Below are 20471 nucleotides of genomic sequence, written 5' to 3'. Positions count from 1 at the left end.
GCTTTATTTTATTGCATTTTAATTAAATCTATTACTTATCAAGGTACTATCATGACTTTGAAGTCTAACAACAACCTCACCGTTGCGACGCTTAATACAGTTAACCCAAGTGAAGTGGGACGAAGTCAACTAGGGCGGCATATTAAAGCGTTATCTCGTTCTTTTTTTGACATAGAGCCGCGTACTGTAGACGCTTGGTTGAAGTACTTATCTGTGCTGGCCAAACAAGTAAACTATATCGATGAGCGTGTATTATCAGCTAATGGCACATGGGAAAACCTACTACCCGAGCCAGAAAAGCTTGCGGGTCTTGCGCAGCTACTTGAACATGGTAACGCGGATGAACATATTAAACAGTTAGCCAGTCGTCCTGATATGGCGTTATTACTCACCTTTATAGATTTATTACAACACAGTAATGCTCAGTTTAATCAATTTGTAGCGCGGCATTTAGATCATTTTTATGGTGAAGTGTTGCGCTTTGAGCCGTTATCAGAAAGCGCAGACAGTGCGCATTTAGTAATGTCGTTGAATAATGTTGATATGCTGACTTTACCTGCGGGAACACAATTTGATGGTGGTAAAGATGCAGAGGGAGCCCCTCTTATTTACAGTACTGATGAAGTAGTGACTATTAGCAAAGCGCAAGTGGATTATGTTGCTACTGTTAATAAAATCAAGTCTTCAGACCGAATCAGTTTAAATCAGCAAGTATTACTTGATAATGAGCAGAGTATATTACTTGAGCAAAGCGAGCCTACTTTTGGGCAAAAGCTAGCTGAACAAGTGTCATCAAGTGTTGAGGTTGGCTTTAAAATTGCCTCACAAGATTTATTTTTAAGTGGCGGTGAACGTATCGTCAGCTTAGGTTTTGGAGAACAAGCACTGTTACAAAATTGGTTAACTTGGTTTGACTTCTATATTTCCACCAGTGAAGGGATAAAAGAAATCGATGCAGCTCAATTGAGCGTTGTTGAACAGCATCTGCAATTAACATTCAATAGTTTGTTTCCTGCCATAACACCATTAGAAGATACGCCTATTGGCGAAGATAAAGCCCTGCCTTTTATTGCTTTGGTACTTAAAAATGATTATTACTATCTGCTCTATAGTGATGATTCGAGTGTATTTACGCGCTTTAATAGTTTCACAATCTCACAAATGAGTTTAACTACACAAGTGAGCGGTCTAGGTGGCGTGGTTGCGAATAATGGCGAGATAGATTTAGATACCTCAAAGCCATTTGAGCCGTTTGGTCTGACGCCAAGGTTGGCGTCTAAAGTTCATTTTACTCACCCCGAACTGGTTATCAAAAATATCACTCATGCTAATGTCGAGTTTGCATGGCTAGATAGACCCGATAATTTTGATAATTATTATCGTGCCTACAGTTATTATTACAGTGAACAGCATAGTCTAGATGAACGCTATTTTGATAGCAGCGCCTCATGTGGTGTTGATCAACCTTGTGAAGGCATTGAATTGTTGGTGGAAACACTGTTTTCAAGTGATTGCCACTGCTTAACTTGGCCACACACTGTGGTGAATATTTCTCGCTCAGATGCGAGAAGTGATGCGCCAACGCATCTTGAGTTGTTTTATAATGAAGATTCGGGCGCGTTGCCTGAAGTAAAAAATAATATCGCTATTAACACACTAACCTTTGTGTATAACGATAATAATGCATTGCGTGACTATCAGTTATTACCCCTTGATGAGCCAACAGCTAGTAAATGGCCTAAGTATTATACCTTAGAGTTATCAGAGCAAGATTTTGCCCACAAAGATTATACCAAAGTGATTGAGCTATTTGCTTATAAGAATGCTAATTCAAATAACCCTGTATTAGTGAATGCACCTTACACCCCAACTCTTGATAGCTTAACTTTGCACTATGAGAGTGAAAGTATTACTTCATCAGCGCTGACAGTGGGTAATCCTATTTTTTTAGAGCATATAACTCCTGTTGGGCGACCAACTGAGCAATTGAACAAGCAAAGCCTATTGTCTTTACTGCCCAGAATAGAAAAATTTGGTTATTTGTATATAGCGCTTAGCCAAGTCAATACGCCAGGGCAAGTGCGTATGTACTATCAGGTTGACCCCGTTGATGGTTATAACATGGGTGATAACCCGTTATTTGTATGGGAGTACTTTAACGCAGGTACTTGGCATCGTTTCAAGCGTGAAGAATCACAAGGTCAAGCGGGTGAGGGGCGCATCCTCAGAGACAGCACTTATGATCTACTCGATTCGGGGTTAGTGGTATTTTATTTACCTGAACTGACACAAGACGGTTCATTTAATCACGATGGTAAGCTTTGGCTACGCGCCACGGTAGATCATAGTCAAACTGAAGTGCCGAGTAGCTTCGTTAATGCTTTTCCTATTTACTCCAAACTCAAAGGGGTGTTTGCGCAAGGTATGAAGGTGACTCTAACCAGCCAAGGTAATGACGCCTCTCATTTTGATCAACCATTACCCAGTGAGTCTATTAGTAAGTTGCTATTACCCAACCCTAACGTTGATAAAGTATTGCAGCCTTTTGCTTCTTTTGATGCCAAAGTAGCAGAAAAAACAGTGCAATTTGACCGTCGGGTGAGTGAACGATTACATCATCGACAGCGCTTATTAAGCGGGTGGGATTATGAGCACTTCGTTTTACAAACTTTCCCGCAGTTGCATTCGGTACGTCCTGTGGTTAATGCATCTGGTTTATCGCTTGTAGTTGTACCGCTTAATTATGATGTTACGGTGTTGCAGCCCAAGGTGCCGCGTTATCTTAAGCGACAAGTTAGGGAACAGGTAAATGCGTTGTCTGTACCAAACTTAACAATTGAAATAGATGATCCAAATTATGTTGAAGTACAGCTGGAATTGATCGTAAAAATTGATCCATTATACGATATTCAAAGCACTGTTATTGACCTGAACGAGATGGTAGTAGATTCACTAACACCATGGAATAAATTAGATAAACCGCTTGAGCGTACTATTTATTTAGCATCAATAGCACAAGTGCTAGAAACCCACCCTGCAGTGGATATGATTCAAGTGATCCGTGCCACTAAAAAAGGTCAAACTGAGAAACAATACAGCGTAATTAGCGCCGATAATGCACATGATATTTTAGTGCCTGCTCGCAATCACAAAATAGCCCTCGCTAATACCTTAGGCGATGTATTTGAAGGTATTGGCAAATGGGAAATTGAACTGGATTTTGTTGTTCAATAAGCCCGTATTCCCCCACTAAATTAATTATTAAACGGCCGCTTACAAAATAATTGAAATTAATTTTCACAGTTTTTGGATGCGTGCGTCTTGTAGTTATTCATATGACTAATTCAGGAATGTTATGGACAATCAAGTTCTGCAGATCTTAAATATTGCGCCCAGAAATACGGGGCAAGATTTAGAGGCACTGCGTCAGCAAGGCATAGCTAGAATACAACAATTCGCGCCCAATACCTGGACCGATCACAACCGTTTTGATCCTGGTGTAACGGTACTAGAAGTGTTGGTGTATGTGCTGTCTGATCTCAGTTATAAGTTGGACTATCCAATTCCGGAGCTATTAGCGCAACCACATAGTGGGGGGGGTGTTAAATTTTACGAGCCCGAGCAAGTGTTATTTAGTCACTGTGTGACAGAAGATGACTATCGACGCCTTATTTTAGATTTACTAGAAGTTAAAAATGTACATGTTATATCGCGTCAAACCGAAGACTCAAATGCCACTGTTTTAGATTTTAATGTGCTGTTGTACTCAACTAATGACGACAAAAAAACAAATGTAACACAGCTGATTAGCCGTGTATTTAGCCAAGCTCGATGCGTGAACCATAGACTAGGTGATATTACATTTTATGACGTCAGTAAAGTGACAATAGGCATGACCTTGTCATTACAACATGTTGATAATTTAGTGGCTTTATTAACGGATTTGTATACGTTAATCGGTCGGGAGATCTCCCCTGATATCCCTAAGTATTCTGCGCAGCAGTTATTACAACTTGGCATGTGTACTGGGCAAATCTATCAAGGACCCAAATTACATCATGGCTTTGTACTAGATGAAGACTTACATAAGTCATCTTATAGCGTGCGCTTGTTTAGCTCAGACATTTTAAGTGTATTACATGGGTATGAAAACATAGAGCGCGTTAACGCGTTTCGGTTTTTAGCCGATCAGAATAATGCGAATGGGAACTACAATGCTCAAGATGGTTATGAGTTTTGGCAAATTCAATTTGGTAGCGATGATAACGAGCAAATCGTTAACATCGCGCAATTAGGCTTTGATGAAGATAATTTTTTTAATGACTTAAATTTACTGATTGATGGTCAGTCATATCAGCTAACCGAACAAGAAAAAATCCTGATACGCCAAGGTTTGCAGGTGCTTAATCAAGCTCCTCAAGTTACTCAGTCAGTCATGTTACCTAAATTTGAGCAAGCAGGGCATTTAGGATTAAGTGACTATCGTTCATTACAGAATGAACTTCCACAAGTGTATGCTGTTGCAGAGCACACCTTAAATGAAGCTATTGATAGTACTGAAAAGGCTCGATTACTACAGTTTAAAGGGTATTTACATCTGTTTGATCAAATACTGGCAGATCAGCATAAACAACTTGATGTTTTGCCCGATATTCTCTCGCTTCCAAAGCCGCAATCATTTGAAAGTTTGGGTAAGTTACTCGATTGTATGTTGGCTAGTGAGTCGTTAAATGCTCAACAGGTCGACGTATTTTGGCAGCATGCTTGCACTTTACCGCATTCGCAATTAAGTCAGGCGCTAGAAGAAATAAGTGGAATTGAGCATTTGTTAGATACTCAATCGCTTAATTACAGGCAGCGGGGCATGCAACACAGCCTTGAGAGTGACTTTTCTATTGCACAATTGACACGATTAAATCAAAGCGTAGACCATTTACTAGCACGATTTGCTGAACGTCCTGTTGATAGTAATTTATTAAAATACAAAGCGGTATTTGCGCTTTATGCACCAAGCTTAAAAGATGAACGAGATCCTAACCCTGATGAATCATTGCTTGAGCGTTTGGTATTGTTGCGTCAGTACATAGATAAATGCCGTTTGCTAAGTGAGATTGGTGATTTAGGGCAGAATCGTTGTCGTGGTTTTGATTATCTTTCTAAAACTTTACAGTATCAGCATTGCAGTTCTATGGCTAAGGGTATTATGCGCCGCCTTGGCATGTCGCACCCTGGTCAAATGCCATTGGCCACCCATAACCGAGAAAGCTTTTACTTGGTTGAAGGGAGTTTACTTACAACGCCAGCACTGAGCGATACTTTACATGTCATTTTACCTGATTGGACAACTCGTTTTGCCACAGCAGAATTTCAGGATTTTGTACAACGTACGATCCGTGAATACACGCCGTTGCATATGCCTGTGCAATGTCTATGGCTAGACAGAGAAACGATGAGTTTATTTGAACGCTTATATTATGGTTGGTTGAATTATTTTGCGCAAACTCAACGTACTCGTTTTAGTGAGCAAAATGACACTCTGCTAAATATTACAGAGCAACTTAGCCAGCTACTAAGTTCTTTTTTAATTGAACCCAAAAGTACTGATGACAAAGGCCACACTCATTGGCTGCTTGCAGATTTAATACTCACGTATCAAGCACTGCAGCATGGTAATTGGAATGCAATAAAAGCCACCATAGTGGAGCTACTCAATACCTACGATAGTGAACATTCAAATACTGATTTTATTATCACAGGGCAAAACGCTGATCAAATACATGATTCGGTTAATGAGAATATCCTAAGCCACGATGCGAACTTTCCCGATGGATTTGATGCCGATACTATTTTTTATCTAACAGCACAGCATCACATTGATGAAATCTGTCGCCCTAGTCTACAAGAGCATGCATCCCGTCAGCAGCGGCTCGCCATTAGCTATACGCCTTTGGCTTATTTAAAGCCACTTTTTCCTGTGTCTATTTCTGCTATTAATCCAATTTCGCCAGAGAAGTACCAATTTATCGTTGCTAACAGCACGCCAAATCGAATTTAATTAAGGAACACATAATGACTACACTTAATGATCAAAATGCGACGTTACCTGCGCATGCAACAACAGTAATTGAAAAGGAAAACCGCGATTCACTTATTGAGAAGTTTGATGATCTAAAAACGCCCTCAGGCAATGATTTTGAGGCGTTGATCCGCTCTAGTTTCAATCAAGTAGATGATCCTATTCAAGTGGTTAAAGTAGATGATAAAAGTGAATTAGAAGTGTCTGCACCTCTGACTATCACATCTGATACACAAACCAATGAAAAGTTGAAATTAAGTGCTAACGAATTGAGCATGACACAAGGTGAGACGCAAACGCTAAATCTCGATAGTGACAGCATGGAAATGTTTGACGGTGTATTGTCGCTTTCAAAAGACGATAAAAAGCTGCAAGTTTCGGGCACTGTACAAGCAAGTATGCTCAATGCGACTGCTCAGGTGAATACGGTTCAACTTAATACTGATGCATTGCTGGTTAACAATGCCAGTACAGAAATCTTACGTGCCGAGCTTGATGAAAATACAGCACCTAAAGTCACGATATCTGGTGATGCAAACATCACAAAATCTGTTACAGCTCAATCACTTAATGTGACGGATACAATTGATGCGTCAGATTTGGTGGTGTCAGTATCATCGACACTTGCAAATGCCAGTGCCAATACATTAGTGGTTACAGGTAAAACAATACTTAGCGACAAGCTTGAAGGTGAAAATGCGATATTTACCAGGCATCTAGAAGTAAGTGACACATTAGGTGTGGGGATTGATGCGCAAAGTACGCAAGCTAAACTGCACATATCAAAACGCAGTAGTGATATGGATGCCTTGCTGCGAGTAGATGACTATAACAACGATACCACGCCATTTTTTATTAATTCTGAAGGTAAGGTTGGTGTGGGCACAACGGATGTTGCTGCCGATTTTCATGTGGCCAGTGATGCGCTTTTTGGTGATATACGAAATGCGCATTATGTGAAGCTTAACGGGCTAGATAAAAGTCACTTTGAAGGTAATGTTAGTGTCTCTGAATCAATGTCAGTGGGTGTGAATGAATTACCGATTGACGCTGGAAGCTTAGCGGTATCAGGTAAGCTTGCATTGGGCAAAGTTAACGCTACGGCTAAGTTAGATGTGAATGGTAACACCGGAGAGTCATTATTAAATATAGCGACGAACGCAGCACAGTTTGTCAAAGTCACAGATGCCCCATTGCTAGATGAATCAAAAATTACGGTGTACCAAGCAACTAAAATCAAAGATGCTTTAAGCGTTGAGGGACATGTCACTGGCGAAAGCGTAACAGTAAATCAGCACCTTGATAGTGATACAGCAACAATAAATGGCCAGTTAATTGCTGGCAGTACAACGACTGATAGTTTAACGGTGAATACTCACGCTGATATTGAACAAGCGCAGATTTATAATCAGCTTAATATTGCTTCAAACAATGATCAACTAAACTGGGAGTGCGACGCAAAGCTTGCTGTATTGAGTAGTCCAAGTAACCCTTCAGGCGTTGAGATCAGTCATTTTAACGGCCAAGCAGTGACGCCTATTATCACCAGTAAGATGGATAAATTAGGTCTTTTTGAATCTAACCCAATGAAGTCCTTGCACGTAGGAGCTGATGCGCTGTTTGCGCACTCTGTAGATTTTGCCAGTGATATTAATGTATTGAACAATAATGACGAAGCCATTTTTAGCGTCAACGATATGAATGTGGTTGTGGGGAACAGTAATTTTTCCACACAACTTAGTGTGCATGGCGGCGCTGGTATTTTTGGTAATACAGAGGTTCATGGTCAATTAACGGTGGGTGTTGCTGGTAATCCATTATTAAGAACTGCCAACTCGCAAGTGCATATCACCCAATTGAGTGAACAAGCGGCAATAAAAGTGGAACATGCCACTGAAGGTTTTGCAACTTATATGGCTGCCGGTCAACTTGCTATTAACCAGCCATTACCAGTATCTGATGTGAATTTTGCACTAACTGGCCAAGCTTGTGTGACTGGTCAAGTGCAGATCATGGGTGAGGCGAACTCAGGTGAAGAGGTTGCGCTTGAAGTTCAAGGCGACACTAAACTAAAAAACAAGCTGTGTGTTAATGGCACGGCTCAAGTTGATGATGGTTTATCACTTAGCGTAACGAATAATAGCGCGCAGCAACAAAAAGATGCCTTAGCTGTGCAAGGTTCTAGCCACCTAGCTGGCACTTTATCTGTGACAGATGCCGTTGATTTTCATAATGGCTTAACGGTAACAGATGGTGATGTGACCTTTTCTGATAACTTCAATGCTAATGGTCCAACGACCGTCGATAATACACTCACAGTGAATGGCCATGTGAGTGTTATGGATGGTATGAAAATATCGCCCACTGAAAGCGGTAATGCGTTACTTGTTGAAGGCGGAGCGCAATTTGATACTGATGTAGAGATAGAGGGTGACTTAAATCTATCAGATAAACCGGCAAACGCACGGTTACATATTCAAGAGCAAGGAAAGCAAGGGCTTTATATTGAAAGGCAGGGAGGCCAGGCGGGTTTAGTATTTAACGACGGTCGATTAGGTGTGGGTGTTGAGCGACCCGATTATGCGCTCGATGTTGCTGAAGATAGTCAGTTTAGAAAAGACGTTGGGATCAAAGGGCGCTTAGAGGTCGATGAAAGTTTACATGTTGATGAGTATGCCAGCTTTAGAAGTAACATAAATGTGTACGGTAATAGCGAACTCGCAGGAGAAGCGCGCTTTGGTTTACCTTTTAGTAGCGTTATTGATGACGAATCAGCCGGTATGCCTGCGGGTATAGCACAAGTGGCTATTGACCAAAATCATTTTGCAAAAGCTTTTGCTGTTTACCATCAAGGTGCAAAACCCGTTGTGATTGAAGACGGTAAGCTTGGTGTACAAACCGACTCACCAACACAAGCATTGGATGTTAACGGCAATGCAGTATTTAGAGGTGATGTTGAGCTTAAAGGAACGTTGCACGGCTCTGGTCGATTAGAGTGCTTGGATGGAGCAAAAATATTTGGCGATGTTGAGCTGCGATCGGACTTAACTGTTAGTGATGATGTTCATCTCAAAGATACGTTGTTAGTGGATGGTATCTCAACATTTAATCGCCATGTTGAAGTGAAAAGTGAAAGTACATTCCAAGGTTCGGTAAGGCTCAATGATGAGCTTTCGGTCCAAAATCACACGTCATTGCGAGATACCCTTACAGTTGCTAAGCAAGCAACGTTCCAAGGCGGTATAAACATTGAAGGATTAGAGGTTGGTTCACAGGTGTCTGTTACACCAGCAGCCACGTTCAATAATGCAGTAACAGTGCATGGTCAAGTTAATTTACTTAGTACTTTGCAAATGGGAAGCCGTATAACGGGGCCCTCTATGTCGGTATTTGGCACTGAGGGTGAGCATCTTATCAATGTTGAGTCGGGCAAAGATGCTGCTCCATTAATGATTCAAGCTAATGGCCACGATGCCCTACACATAACATCAGAAGGTAATGTTGGTATCGGCACGCAAACACCAAGCCATAAATTAGATATTGAAGGGGATGTACGTGTTCGCAATGCATTGCTGGTGGATAATAGCTTAAGCTTTGCTGATGGTGCCATCATACAAAGTGATTGCACTGTTAATGGGTCACTTAATTCATCAACACTCCAATTGGGTGAAACCCAAATGATTGACTGTATATCAGCTGATGTTGATCTTGGTGGTGATATGGCTTCAGATGAAGCTCTGGCAACACAGGCTGCCGTAAAAGCGTATATAGATGCGCATTGTTGGTCGTGGGCTAAAAGTAACAAAGTACTGTTGATACAAAATCAGCAAGAGTTTGATGAAGTGATGAGCCGAGAGTTGCTCTGCAATGTGACTCTTTTACTACTGCCACACACCAGTCATCCACAAATGAACCGAGTTTACAAATTGAAACAACAAGTACGCATAGGTTCAAACGTTAGTATTATAGGTTTTAATGAACGAGAAACGCGCATTGTAAAAGAACATGCAGGGTGTCGCTTTTTAATTCATGGTCAAAGTGACGCGCTGATCAAAAGTGTTGAAATGCGTGGTTTTACCTTCGATGGTTCATTACTTAATGGTGGCTTGTATGAAGGTAATGGAGGCGCATTTCATTTACGTTATGTGCAAAGCACAAAACTTAATTGTGTCATCGAAAATCACCATGTTAATGGTGATGGTGGGGCTATTTATGGTGAAGCTGACGTCAGTGGTCTCGAAGCTGGCAATATTAAACACTGTTCAGCAACACGCCAAGGTGGCGGTGTGTATGGTGTGCGAGAGTCAACTTTAGATGTGTCGTCATGTCACTCTGAATATGGCGCAGGTGTTGCGTATTGCGATGATTGTCAAGTAGTTGCACGTGCTAACACTGCGGTGCTATACGGTGGTGGCGCATATAAATGTCAAAACCTGATGGCACAGGGTTATTGGCGAAGTAACCGTGCGGAGGCGAGTGTTGGGCATCATATTTATAGTGCAGGAGGAGACATTAGTCACGATGACCATACACATCAAGATTACTGGTGGCATGCATTATATTTAGATGGCCCAGTGATGTGTGGTACTCAACCTTGGCGCAATGATCACTTTTAATTATGAAACTAACCATCAAACAGTTTAGGGCTGATATACAGGCCCCTCAATCAGCTTTGCGTGCATCAGACATAACCTTGGATGATGTTCAAAGTCAATTTTCAGAGTGGATCATGCAAGGTCTATCACAAATGGACTGGCCTGAATTAGATGAATCAGACTTACAGCTTGATACGATTAAGTTACCTGATTTGGTTATTGATTTGGCTGAAATTGATTGGCAATTTGTAATGCTAGACCCATTTGCAGCGTTTAAACATTATGTTTATCCGCTGCTGAGCGACAGCATAGCAAGGCCATTAAAACAATACCGTAAACAGAACTCTGCTCAGTTCGCGGTGATAAATAGCCAAGGTGCAACTCGTCTTAATAGGGTTTTACTTAGTTTACTTACAAAATTAAGTAAACAAAATCCACAGGGAATAATGGCCAAGACGACGCTTAGACTTGAGTTAAAAAGGCAAATTAGTGAAGCAATTAAAACCATCTCTAACCCGCTTCAACAACTCCAAGCAGAGCCAAATTGGCCGCAACTTAGGCAAAGGTTAGTACAGTTATTCAAACAAGATAAAACGGTACTCCTGTTGCTGGTGGCGCCACTTTATAATGCGCAAGAACAGCAAAGAGTTAGCAAATTGTTGGCTTGCTTAAGTATGGCGCAATGTGATCGTTTTATTTGCTTATTAGAATTTACGACGAGTATCACTGAGCATACTGAACGCGAACAACAGTGCATTTTGTTGCTCTCACTACATGAATTATTTGTTGCCCATAGCGCTTTTAGCGAGCGATTATTACTACAAACTACTGCTGTACTTAATACACCTAAATATAGGCAAATGCTCAGCATGTGGTGTGTATTAAATAAAGCGCAGTGTAATAAAAAATTACTGAGTGATTTACAGCGTATTATGACTAGTGCTGCGAAGCAAAGTGATCTAGCAATTGAGCTGGTTGAGCACACAGAGTTGGTTAACAATGACAGTAGGAAACTAAATATAGCCAAAAAAGTCAATGTTTTAGGGGTAAAGCAACAACAAACTTTAAAACAGGTATTAACATTATTACAGATCCTTGCTGATTCACATGCTTTACCAAAGCAAAGGCTAAAAGCTTGGTTCGCACTGCAGGTTATTCGCGCCAATCAAACACGACTCAGCGTAACTTTAGCTTCCAAATTAACCCAAATAACTCAAGCGGTCGGCGATATTTTTCGAAAGAGAGAAACACCGCAGCATACAGTAGATAAAATAGTAAAACTAACAGACAAGCTAGGTTCTGAAGGACTATTTAGTTGCCACGTAAATAACCAAAAATTGGGAGTGTTGAGGCTCTATAGCTTGTTGAGTCGGTTGCCTGATGTGCCAGCTCTACTCTTAGAGAGACCGATTAAATGGCAAGTAAAAAAGCGTATACCTGAACAAGAAATACAATTCTGGTTTGATGACGTAAATAGATGGAGTAAGCAATATCAGCAAATAGCGACGAAGAAGCAATTAGATGAGTTCGCTATACAAGTTAACCATAATGAACTATCGACTGTGCTCAAACAGATTAAAATTTGGTTGGTGCAGTATCAACAAACGATGTCCCTAGATGCCTATGATCACATAGTACTACCTTGTGTTATTGAACTATTGAAAAGCTTACCTATTCAAAAAAACTCGAACTTATGGTTGCAATTACACAGTACAGAAAGTGGTCATGCACTTAATCGGATCGTTGAAAAGTTACAGGTAGAGTGTCAACGCGCTCTTTCAGATGAATCAACTACTCAAGCTAACTTAACTGGATTGTTATTTGATGGTGCGCAGAGTGAAAAAGCTATGCATGAGTGTTTAGATAAACTTTATCAAAAACTTAACCGCAATTTAGTAAACATGGTTCAAAGTTTTGAGCAACAACATGCTTTAACATCTGGGCAAACTGCAATGAATAACCGTGGCTCTATTACTTGGCAATGTTACGCTAGAGTCACCCACATGGCTAAATTTGGGTATAAATTACAGTTTTGCTATCAGCCATCATTACAACGTGTTTATCGTTTTGTTTTAAATCAGCAAGTATGGCTTGCTAATGAACTAAGTTCATTACTTTTTGGTGAAATAAAGCAAGATGAGCAGTGCAAGCAGCTGCAAAAAATAATTACACAGCACGTTCAGTCGTTAGGTTTGATTGAAAAAGAGCTACTTCAAAAGTTACCGCTCATAGCGCGTGCCGAGGTTGGTTTGGATGCTTGGTTCACACCTTTGATTAGTCATGCAACAAAACATCTAACAGAAATGAATAGTGTATGGCTGCAGCCTTTTAATATTGAGGAACTTTATACATCACGCATAGCAAATTTCAATGATGAACAAGTTACGGTTTTTCAGCCACAAAAAAATGAGCGACGAGCTGACAGCGTTACTCATAACATAACCCAAGAATATGAGGTGGATGAAAAACCTCTAGCGGTGCAATGTAATTTGCAAAAGCATAAAGTTGATACGCATATTACACATGGAGCGGTATCAACCTTGGTTGAAGACGAGCAAGTGTCTTTCACTAAAGCTACCTTAAATGCCACTAAAGACGATGACAAACTACGTAATAATTTTCTACCAGATGTACTTACGCATGAAGATAACAATGACAGCGTATTGTTAAACATGCGTAGCGATATGAACATAAGTCATAAACCTTCAGAAACGTTTGAGTATAGCGATGAAAATCAAGTTAATGTCGATAAAACACAAGTGACACTCGATAAAAACTCAGCGCAAGTATCTAAGCTCAATATGCAAAAAATAGCGTTTGAAAATAATAATACACGTCAAAGTAAGGGGGGTATAAAACAAACTCAAAGCTCACATGTCGAGCTGGATATAGAGACAATTAAAGACGATGAAGTACACCATGGTTCAGCGTTATCAGCACAGAATAATAAGCTTAATAAAGTGAGTTCATATCCAGAGGAAACCATAGGTACTCATTCATCAATATTAGTTAAACATGACGCAAAAGAAGCATTGATAGCACAGACGCTCGTAACTTTGCCTCAAGGAGAGAAAAACCAAGTAGTAACCCCCTCAGAAACGCTACTTAACGCATTAATGGCGGTTGAACGCGTTGATGAAACGCAAAACTTATTAGCTCATATAGAAAAACGAGCTGATGTTCAATCAACACTGCAAAATTCTGATCTCAAACAGGCAATTAAACAAAGTAAAAGACTTTTAACAAAGCTTGCCAGAACCACGTCTTCAGAGTGCGAAAAAGGGGTTGTTCAAAGTGCTATTTCACAAGTTAAAACGCAGCTAGCGCAATTACAACAAATGAATGAACAGCAAAGTGAGCCTGTCACATTTGATGTGGGTTTGGTTATTCTATGGCCTTTTTTACCTACTTTGTTTACCAGGCTTGAGCTGATGGATGAAGGGGAGTTTAAAAACGATGACACGCAAATGCAGGCGCATGCCGTGCTTTGTTATATCGCTAATATTGATCCACTTATTGAAGTTAGTTTAACCGTTAATGCGTTGCTGGGACTGCCATTAGATACCCAAATAGAGGAACCCATTGAGTTGAATGAACAGACAATTATGGCAATTGATCATATGTTACATGCGCTTGTGAATCGTTGGGAAGTGTTAAAAAGAATGCCAACGATTGAGTTTTCTAAGATGTTTATTACACGAGAGGGGACGGTTGAGCAAACAGAATCAGGTTGTCATATTCGCGTAGTGACTATGCCGCAAGACGTTCTAATGTCAAAGTTGCCTTGGGGGCTTGGCATGGTGACATTGCCTTGGTTAGGTCAAGCGTTACTTCATATTGAATGGAAGTATGGTTTTTAACAAACAAGTTACAGAGGATTTTTATGCATACCTATAGCGAAACCAACACGCATGAGTTGATTCTTACACATCAGCATAAATCAACACTTTATGACGCTGCTAAAGCGAAAGCCGATAGCACTCGCCTACTTAGCGAATACGATCGCAAGCGTTACTTTGACGAGCTGTTTTCACACACAGTGTTAGCGCAGTTAAGTGATATAAAAATAGAGTTGGCCAGTCATGGTTACGCGAGTGAAGTTATAACGGAAACAGCTCAGTTAGAGAGTGGCAACACTGTTGTTGATTTTATTTATGAAGTCACATTTAAATTTAATGGTAATTTACAAAGTGACGACACAATAGCCTCCGGTGATAGTCAAATGGTATTTTTCACACAACCAGGCAGCAATCATATTGCTTGTCGTTATAAAACAGCACAGTTAAATAGTCAGATACAACACTTATATTTTGACGATGAAGGATACAGTCATTTTCTAGCGAATGGCGAGTCTAAGACTTTGTGGCACGGGCATTTAAGGAATCATTCAGAGCTAGCATCAATCCTTGATGATTTTATTTCACTTATTTTTATTGAAAAAAGGACTAGTTTGAGTCGAATTTAATTCACATTTCTAATGCCCGCACGTTATTCCTAGAAGTTCTAACAAAGGAAGTGATAATGGCAAATTATGTGCAGGCATTTGAAAAAGTCTTTGCTTTAAAGCGTGAAGCAGCAAACATTTATAGTGTCAATATTGAGGATCTCACCTGCTGGCAAACCATGAAGGACATTGGCTTCTCCTCATCTGAGCTATATCAACTATTTAAACATCATTACTGTGAAGAAATATGGCTGCAGTTGCAGGGAGAAAATATCCAGCAACAAAGTATTGCTAATTTATTATTTAAAGCATCAGTTAAAGGCTATGTTGACGAATTATTAGTGCAATTTCAGCAGTGTTTTTCACTCCCTATTAGTGGCGTAATGTGTTCGTACACGCTGCAACAAATTAATCAAACTGATCAGCCTAGGCTCACTATATGGCTTCGTTTATATACTCTTTATTTTGATATTTATGCCAATCAAACACACCTATATTCTCAACTCGAATATTCACCGGAACAACACTTTTTTAGTCCTCAAGTTTGGCTTCATTAAGTAGCCCTATTTAAAGACATAACCCTCTTCCATACTCTCCTTCCTTCTCCTGTTAATAACGACTATTGCAGCGACTGACTAAGGAGGCTTTTGCCTCCCCCTCCTTCCCCAAAAAAATTTATCAATCAGAGGAGTAATTTTGATGAAAAAAAATTTTGAGAGTTCATCGGACTGCGATGCAAAAACCAAATCTAACCCCGAGCTTGAGCAAACAAATATAGATCAATCTACCAATCGTACTATGCCTCAAGATATTGTCATTATGTTAATAGGACGATGGGCGATGCCCACTACGGTAGTGTTAGTCTTAGTAACTTGCCTTGCTGGATATTTTCTTGAGCTTCAAGCGTTTACTGCCGTGGTAGGAATGATATCGCCGGTAGTGATGGCACTAATTATGGTTATAAAAGAAGCTTTGATAGGAGGTAGAAACAAGCGTAACCGAAAGAAGTAACAAAGCTGGCAGTAAGTTCCCATACTGTTATCCAATTCAACAAAACATAAGACCGTAAGGCGATAATAAGGGTAGGGCGTTTATCAAGAAGTTTAAAAGTAGAATGGTTACCTACAGCCGTTTATCGAAATAACTCAGAAATAGAGAAAGATATAGGTTGTTACTGTATAGATTAAAGCTTGGAGGGCTACATAGTCACAATAGGCGGCTCGCCTTACTGCTACGGATGGAAAAATTAATTTACTGTCTAAAGTTAGTTGATCACTCCCCTCATTGATAAAGTGATTAATGCGGGGAGTTTAACGTTTTCAGATATTGAAAACGTTTATGTGTATCTTTTTTACACTAACCTCTCATGGTTACAAACTCTTCTGAGCCAGTCGGGTGAATAGCCACAACAGCATCAAAATCAGCTTTAGTTGCACCCATTTTCATGGCAACGGCAAAACCTTGAATCATTTCATCAACCGCAAAACCAATACCATGTAGGCCAACTACTTTTTCGTCTGGGCCGGCACATACAAGCTTCATTTTACAAGGCTGGCGATGTTTAGTTACCGCTGTGTACATAGCCGTAAAGCCAGATTGGTAAATCTTAACGTTTTCTTCGCCATACTGAGAAATAGCTTCTTGTTCAGTAAGGCCAATAGTACCAATTGGTGGGTGACTAAATACAACAGTAGGAACTAGGCTGTAATCCATTTTTAAATCATCAGGTAGTTCTTTATTAAATAAACGCTCTGATAAAGTTCGCCCTGCTTTAACTGCTACAGGCGTAAGTTCAATACCGTTTTCGATAATATCACCAACAGCATAAACGTTTTTAGCTGTGGTATTTTGAAACTCATCAACTTTAACAAAACCATCGCTGTTAACTTCTACGCCGGCAGCAGCTACATTAATTGCGTCTGTTGTTGGCTGGCGGCCAATTGCCCAAATTACTTGGTCAACGTTATGAGTTTTGCCATTATCTAAATGTAGCGTTACAGAGCCATCATCTTCTTTAACTAATTTATGAGGTACAGATTCTGTATGAAGAGTAGGGCCTTCAGCAGCCATAACATCAACAAGTGTTTCAACTATGTATGGGTCAAAGTTACGAAGTGGAGAATGTTTACGAACAAATAAATGTGTTTCAGTACCAAGGCCGTGTAATACACCAGCAAGTTCGACGGCTATGTAGCCTGCGCCAATAACGGCAACGCGCTTAGGTTGCTCTTTAAGCTCAAAAAAGCCATTTGAATCAATGCCGTGTTCAGCACCTTCAATATTTGGAATACTTGGGCGCCCACCAACTGCAATTAATATATGATCAGCTGTGTAATGCTCGCCATTTACTTCAACTGTTTTGCTATCTATAAATTTAGCAAAGCCTTTAATTACAGTAACGCCATTGCTGGCAAGGCCACTGTCATAACCTTTATGAATTCGGCCAATATAGGCTTCACGGCTTTCTACTAACTTGCTCCAGTCAAAACCTTTAACTTCAACATTAAAGCCGTAATCTGGGGCATATAAATTAATTGCTTCAGCAACCTGAGCACCATGCCACATTACTTTTTTAGGTACACAGCCTACGTTTACACACGTGCCGCCCATGTGTTTTGCTTCTATAAGTGCTACTTTAGCGCCACGCATTGCTGCTCTATTTGCAGAGGCAATACCACCACTGCCACCACCGATTGCAATATAATCAAAGTGTTGTGTCATTTTATGTCCTTAGGCGTTGAGTTTTATGCGCATTAGCATAACATTAAGTTTTAAAAATAAAGAGTGTTTAGGTGACCTATGTTTAGTAAAAAAACATTCGAATTTATCACTTTGCTTGAACAAAACAATAACAGAGAGCGGTTTAACAGTCACAAAATCAGAATATCAAGAATACGTAACAGAGGCCGCTTTAGATTCCATTAGGTAAAGTAAGCGTCATTTACCGATTAGATAAGAGTTGTTTTTTTACTTTTAGACCCAACTTAAACGTAATGCATTAACGCAAAGAGAGTATTTATGAGCAACCCATTAATTGGCCTTGAAGGCTTACCACCATTTTCAAAAATAAAGCCTGAGTACGTAGTACCAGCACTTAAAGACGGTATTGAGCTTTGTCGTAAAGCCATTGATGACGTACTTGCAAAAGGTTCGTACACCTGGGATGACTTAGTATTACCCCTTGAAGAAGCTGACGATAAATTATCGCGCATGTTCTCTCCTGTATCGCATTTAAATTCAGTAATGAATAACGACGAATTACGCGAAGCTTACGAGCAGTGCTTACCGTTAATATCTGAATATTCAACATTTGTAGGTCAGCATCAAGGTTTATACAACGCGTATAATACGCTTTATAGCAGCGACGAATTTAAAACGCTGACTACAGCACAACAAAAAACAATTACTAATGCGCTTCGTGATTTTAAATTATCGGGTATTGCATTATCAACAGAAGATCAAAAACGCTACGGTGAGATTAGCGCGCGTTTATCAGAACTTGCCTCAAAATTTGGCAACAACGTAATGGATGCCACACTTGCTTGGCACAAACACATTACTGACGAAGCCGATTTAGCCGGTTTACCAGAATCAGCCTTAGCACTTGCAGCCGACACTGCAAAAAGTAAAGAATTAGACGGTTGGGTATTTACCCTCGATTTCCCGTCGTATTTACCAATTATGACTTATGCCGATAACCGCGAGCTTCGCAGAGAAACCTACACTGCGTTTTCTACCCGCGCATCCGATCAAGGCCCTAACGCCGGTGAATTTGATAATTCTGATATTATGAGTGAGGAGCTTGCGCTTCGCCATGAACTTGCACAGTTACTAGGATTCAACAGCTACGCTGAAAAATCACTGGCAACTAAAATGGCCGAAACACCGGCGCAAGTATTCTCGTTTTTAGAAGACCTAGCGGCTAAATCAAAACCACAAGCAGAGCAAGAAGTGGCCGAGTTAAAAGCTTACGCTGAGCAAAAGCATGGTATTTCTGAATTAGAGGCATGGGATTTTGGTTACTACAGCGAAAAACTTAAGCAAGAAAAATACGCAATTTCAGACGAAGTCCTACGTCCTTACTTCCCAGCAAATAAAGTATTAAGTGGCTTATTCGAAACCGTTAACCGCTTATTTGGTATTAGCGTAAAAGAAGTTACTGACTTTGACAGCTACCACAAAGATGTACGCTTTTTTGAAATTGTAGACAGTAGCAATACTCTACGTGGACGTTTTTATCTCGATTTATATGCACGCGACCGTAAACGCGGCGGTGCGTGGATGGACGACTGTATGGGTCGTAAAGTACGTGCTAACGGCGAGTTACAAACACCGGTTGCTTATTTAGTATGTAACTTTAATAAAGCGGTAGGCGATAAGCCTGCACTGTTTACTCATGACGAAGTGACAACCTTGTTCCACGAGTTTGGTCATGGTGTTCACCACATGTTAACTCAAGTTGATGCAGCACCAGTAGCGGGTATTAATGGGGTTGCATGGGATGCAGTAGAGCTTCCTAGTCAGTTTTTAGAAAACTGGTGTTATGAAGAAGAAGCACTGAGCTTTATTTCAGGTCATTATGAAACGGGCGAGCCGTTACCTAAAGAACTACTTGATAAGTTACTAGCGGCTAAAAACTATAACTCAGGCATGCAAATGCTACGTCAAATTGAGTTCTCGTTATTCGATTTTAAAATACATAATGATTATAAAGCCGGTGAAGAATGCCAAATTCAAACGGTATTAAACGATGTACGTAGCCGCACGTCGGTGGTTAATCCGCCTGAATTTAATCGTTTTCAACATGGTTTTAGTCATATCTTTGCTGGTGGTTATAGTGCTGGTTATTATTCATATAAGTGGGCTGAAGTTCTTTCTGCTGATGCATTTTCTAAGTTTGAAGAAGAAGGTATTTTTAACCCAGAAACAGGGCAAGCCTTCATGCAAAATATTTTAGAAAAAGGCGGCAGTGAGGAGCCGATGGAGCTATTTAAAAAATTCCGTGGCCGCGAGCCAAATGTAGATGCTTTACTGCGTCATAGTGGTATTGCGGCTTAAAAATAAATTTTTTAGCACAAACCAAACTAAAGCGCCTTGATGGCGCTTTTTTATTATCTAAATTTTAGGGCGTGTTGATCTTTGGTGGGTGAATTTGCAGCAGACTGTTTGGTATTTAGGCAAGGCAGCGCCTATGTAGTGTGGTTATTCCCCATAAATAGGCGATAACGCAGCATAAATGCCAAACATGCGCTGCCCTTTGTGTTATTTATAGGGACAAATTTCAATCCACAAAGATCAATACGCCTTAACTTATTCACTAAAATTTTTAGTAAATTCAGTCTACCGAGCTATGCTC

General features: G+C 40.2%; 9 protein-coding genes. 8 read left to right on the top strand and 1 reads right to left on the bottom strand.

What is annotated here, in order from left to right; all coding sequences use genetic code 11:
* Positions 1 to 51 precede the first annotated feature (51 nt).
* From P20495_RS10140 to P20495_RS20565, 7 genes are all read left to right on the top strand, one after another.
* A complete protein-coding gene (locus P20495_RS10140) occupies positions 52 to 3234 on the top strand; it encodes a hypothetical protein (protein ID WP_008136318.1) in 3183 nt (1060 codons plus the stop codon).
* A gap of 121 nt (positions 3235 to 3355) precedes the next feature.
* The gene (locus P20495_RS10145) at positions 3356 to 6055 is read left to right on the top strand and encodes a hypothetical protein (RefSeq protein ID WP_008136317.1); all 2700 of its coding nucleotides are present in this window, start codon (positions 3356 to 3358) and stop codon (positions 6053 to 6055) included.
* 14 nt (positions 6056 to 6069) lie between these two features.
* Positions 6070 to 10692 (top strand): hypothetical protein, encoded by a 4623-nt coding sequence (locus tag P20495_RS10150; protein WP_008136315.1) that lies wholly within the window; start codon positions 6070 to 6072, stop codon positions 10690 to 10692.
* Between the two features lie 2 nt (positions 10693 to 10694).
* Positions 10695 to 14531: a contractile injection system tape measure protein gene (locus P20495_RS10155; RefSeq protein WP_008136311.1), complete on the top strand. Its 3837-nt coding sequence runs from the start codon at positions 10695 to 10697 to the stop codon at positions 14529 to 14531.
* A gap of 23 nt (positions 14532 to 14554) precedes the next feature.
* Complete coding sequence (locus P20495_RS10160; RefSeq protein WP_007377689.1) at positions 14555 to 15136, top strand: hypothetical protein; 582 nt, start codon at positions 14555 to 14557, stop codon at positions 15134 to 15136.
* Between the two features lie 56 nt (positions 15137 to 15192).
* Complete coding sequence (locus P20495_RS10165; RefSeq protein WP_007377688.1) at positions 15193 to 15672, top strand: hypothetical protein; 480 nt, start codon at positions 15193 to 15195, stop codon at positions 15670 to 15672.
* A 142-nt stretch (positions 15673 to 15814) separates the two neighbouring features.
* Entirely contained in the window at positions 15815 to 16126 is a 312-nt protein-coding gene (locus P20495_RS20565) for a hypothetical protein (RefSeq protein ID WP_033015760.1), read from the top strand.
* Between the two features lie 345 nt (positions 16127 to 16471).
* Here P20495_RS20565 and gorA read toward each other — a convergent pair whose 3' ends face one another.
* The gene (gene gorA, locus P20495_RS10170; protein WP_008136310.1) at positions 16472 to 17836 is read right to left on the bottom strand and encodes a glutathione-disulfide reductase; all 1365 of its coding nucleotides are present in this window, start codon (positions 17834 to 17836) and stop codon (positions 16472 to 16474) included.
* Positions 17837 to 18133: 297 nt separating this feature from the next.
* Between gorA and prlC the strand changes: the two genes are divergently transcribed.
* Positions 18134 to 20173 carry an oligopeptidase A gene (gene prlC / locus P20495_RS10175; protein WP_008136309.1) on the top strand — a complete coding sequence of 680 codons (2040 nt, stop codon included), beginning with the start codon at positions 18134 to 18136 and terminating at the stop codon, positions 20171 to 20173.
* Positions 20174 to 20471 lie beyond the last annotated feature (298 nt).

This window comes from Pseudoalteromonas sp. BSi20495 (genome assembly GCF_000241185.1).
Taxonomy (GTDB): domain Bacteria; phylum Pseudomonadota; class Gammaproteobacteria; order Enterobacterales; family Alteromonadaceae; genus Pseudoalteromonas; species Pseudoalteromonas fuliginea.
The sequence above is the reverse complement of the archived record's forward strand: the minus strand, read 5'-3'. Positions and strand labels throughout refer to the sequence as shown.

Bases quoted from the DNA above. Each gene is read 5' to 3' on its own strand.
- P20495_RS10165 (WP_007377688.1), top strand. From the start codon at position 15,193: ATGGCAAATTATGTGCAGGCATTTGAAAAAGTCTTTGCTTTAAAGCGT.
- P20495_RS10150 (WP_008136315.1), top strand. From the start codon at position 6,070: ATGACTACACTTAATGATCAAAATGCGACGTTACCTGCGCATGCAACA.
- P20495_RS20565 (WP_033015760.1), top strand. From the start codon at position 15,815: ATGAAAAAAAATTTTGAGAGTTCATCGGACTGCGATGCAAAAACCAAA.
- P20495_RS10155 (WP_008136311.1), top strand. From the start codon at position 10,695: ATGAAACTAACCATCAAACAGTTTAGGGCTGATATACAGGCCCCTCAA.
- P20495_RS10160 (WP_007377689.1), top strand. From the start codon at position 14,555: ATGCATACCTATAGCGAAACCAACACGCATGAGTTGATTCTTACACAT.
- P20495_RS10140 (WP_008136318.1), top strand. From the start codon at position 52: ATGACTTTGAAGTCTAACAACAACCTCACCGTTGCGACGCTTAATACA.
- prlC (WP_008136309.1), top strand. From the start codon at position 18,134: ATGAGCAACCCATTAATTGGCCTTGAAGGCTTACCACCATTTTCAAAA.
- gorA (WP_008136310.1), bottom strand. From the start codon at position 17,836: ATGACACAACACTTTGATTATATTGCAATCGGTGGTGGCAGTGGTGGT.
- P20495_RS10145 (WP_008136317.1), top strand. From the start codon at position 3,356: ATGGACAATCAAGTTCTGCAGATCTTAAATATTGCGCCCAGAAATACG.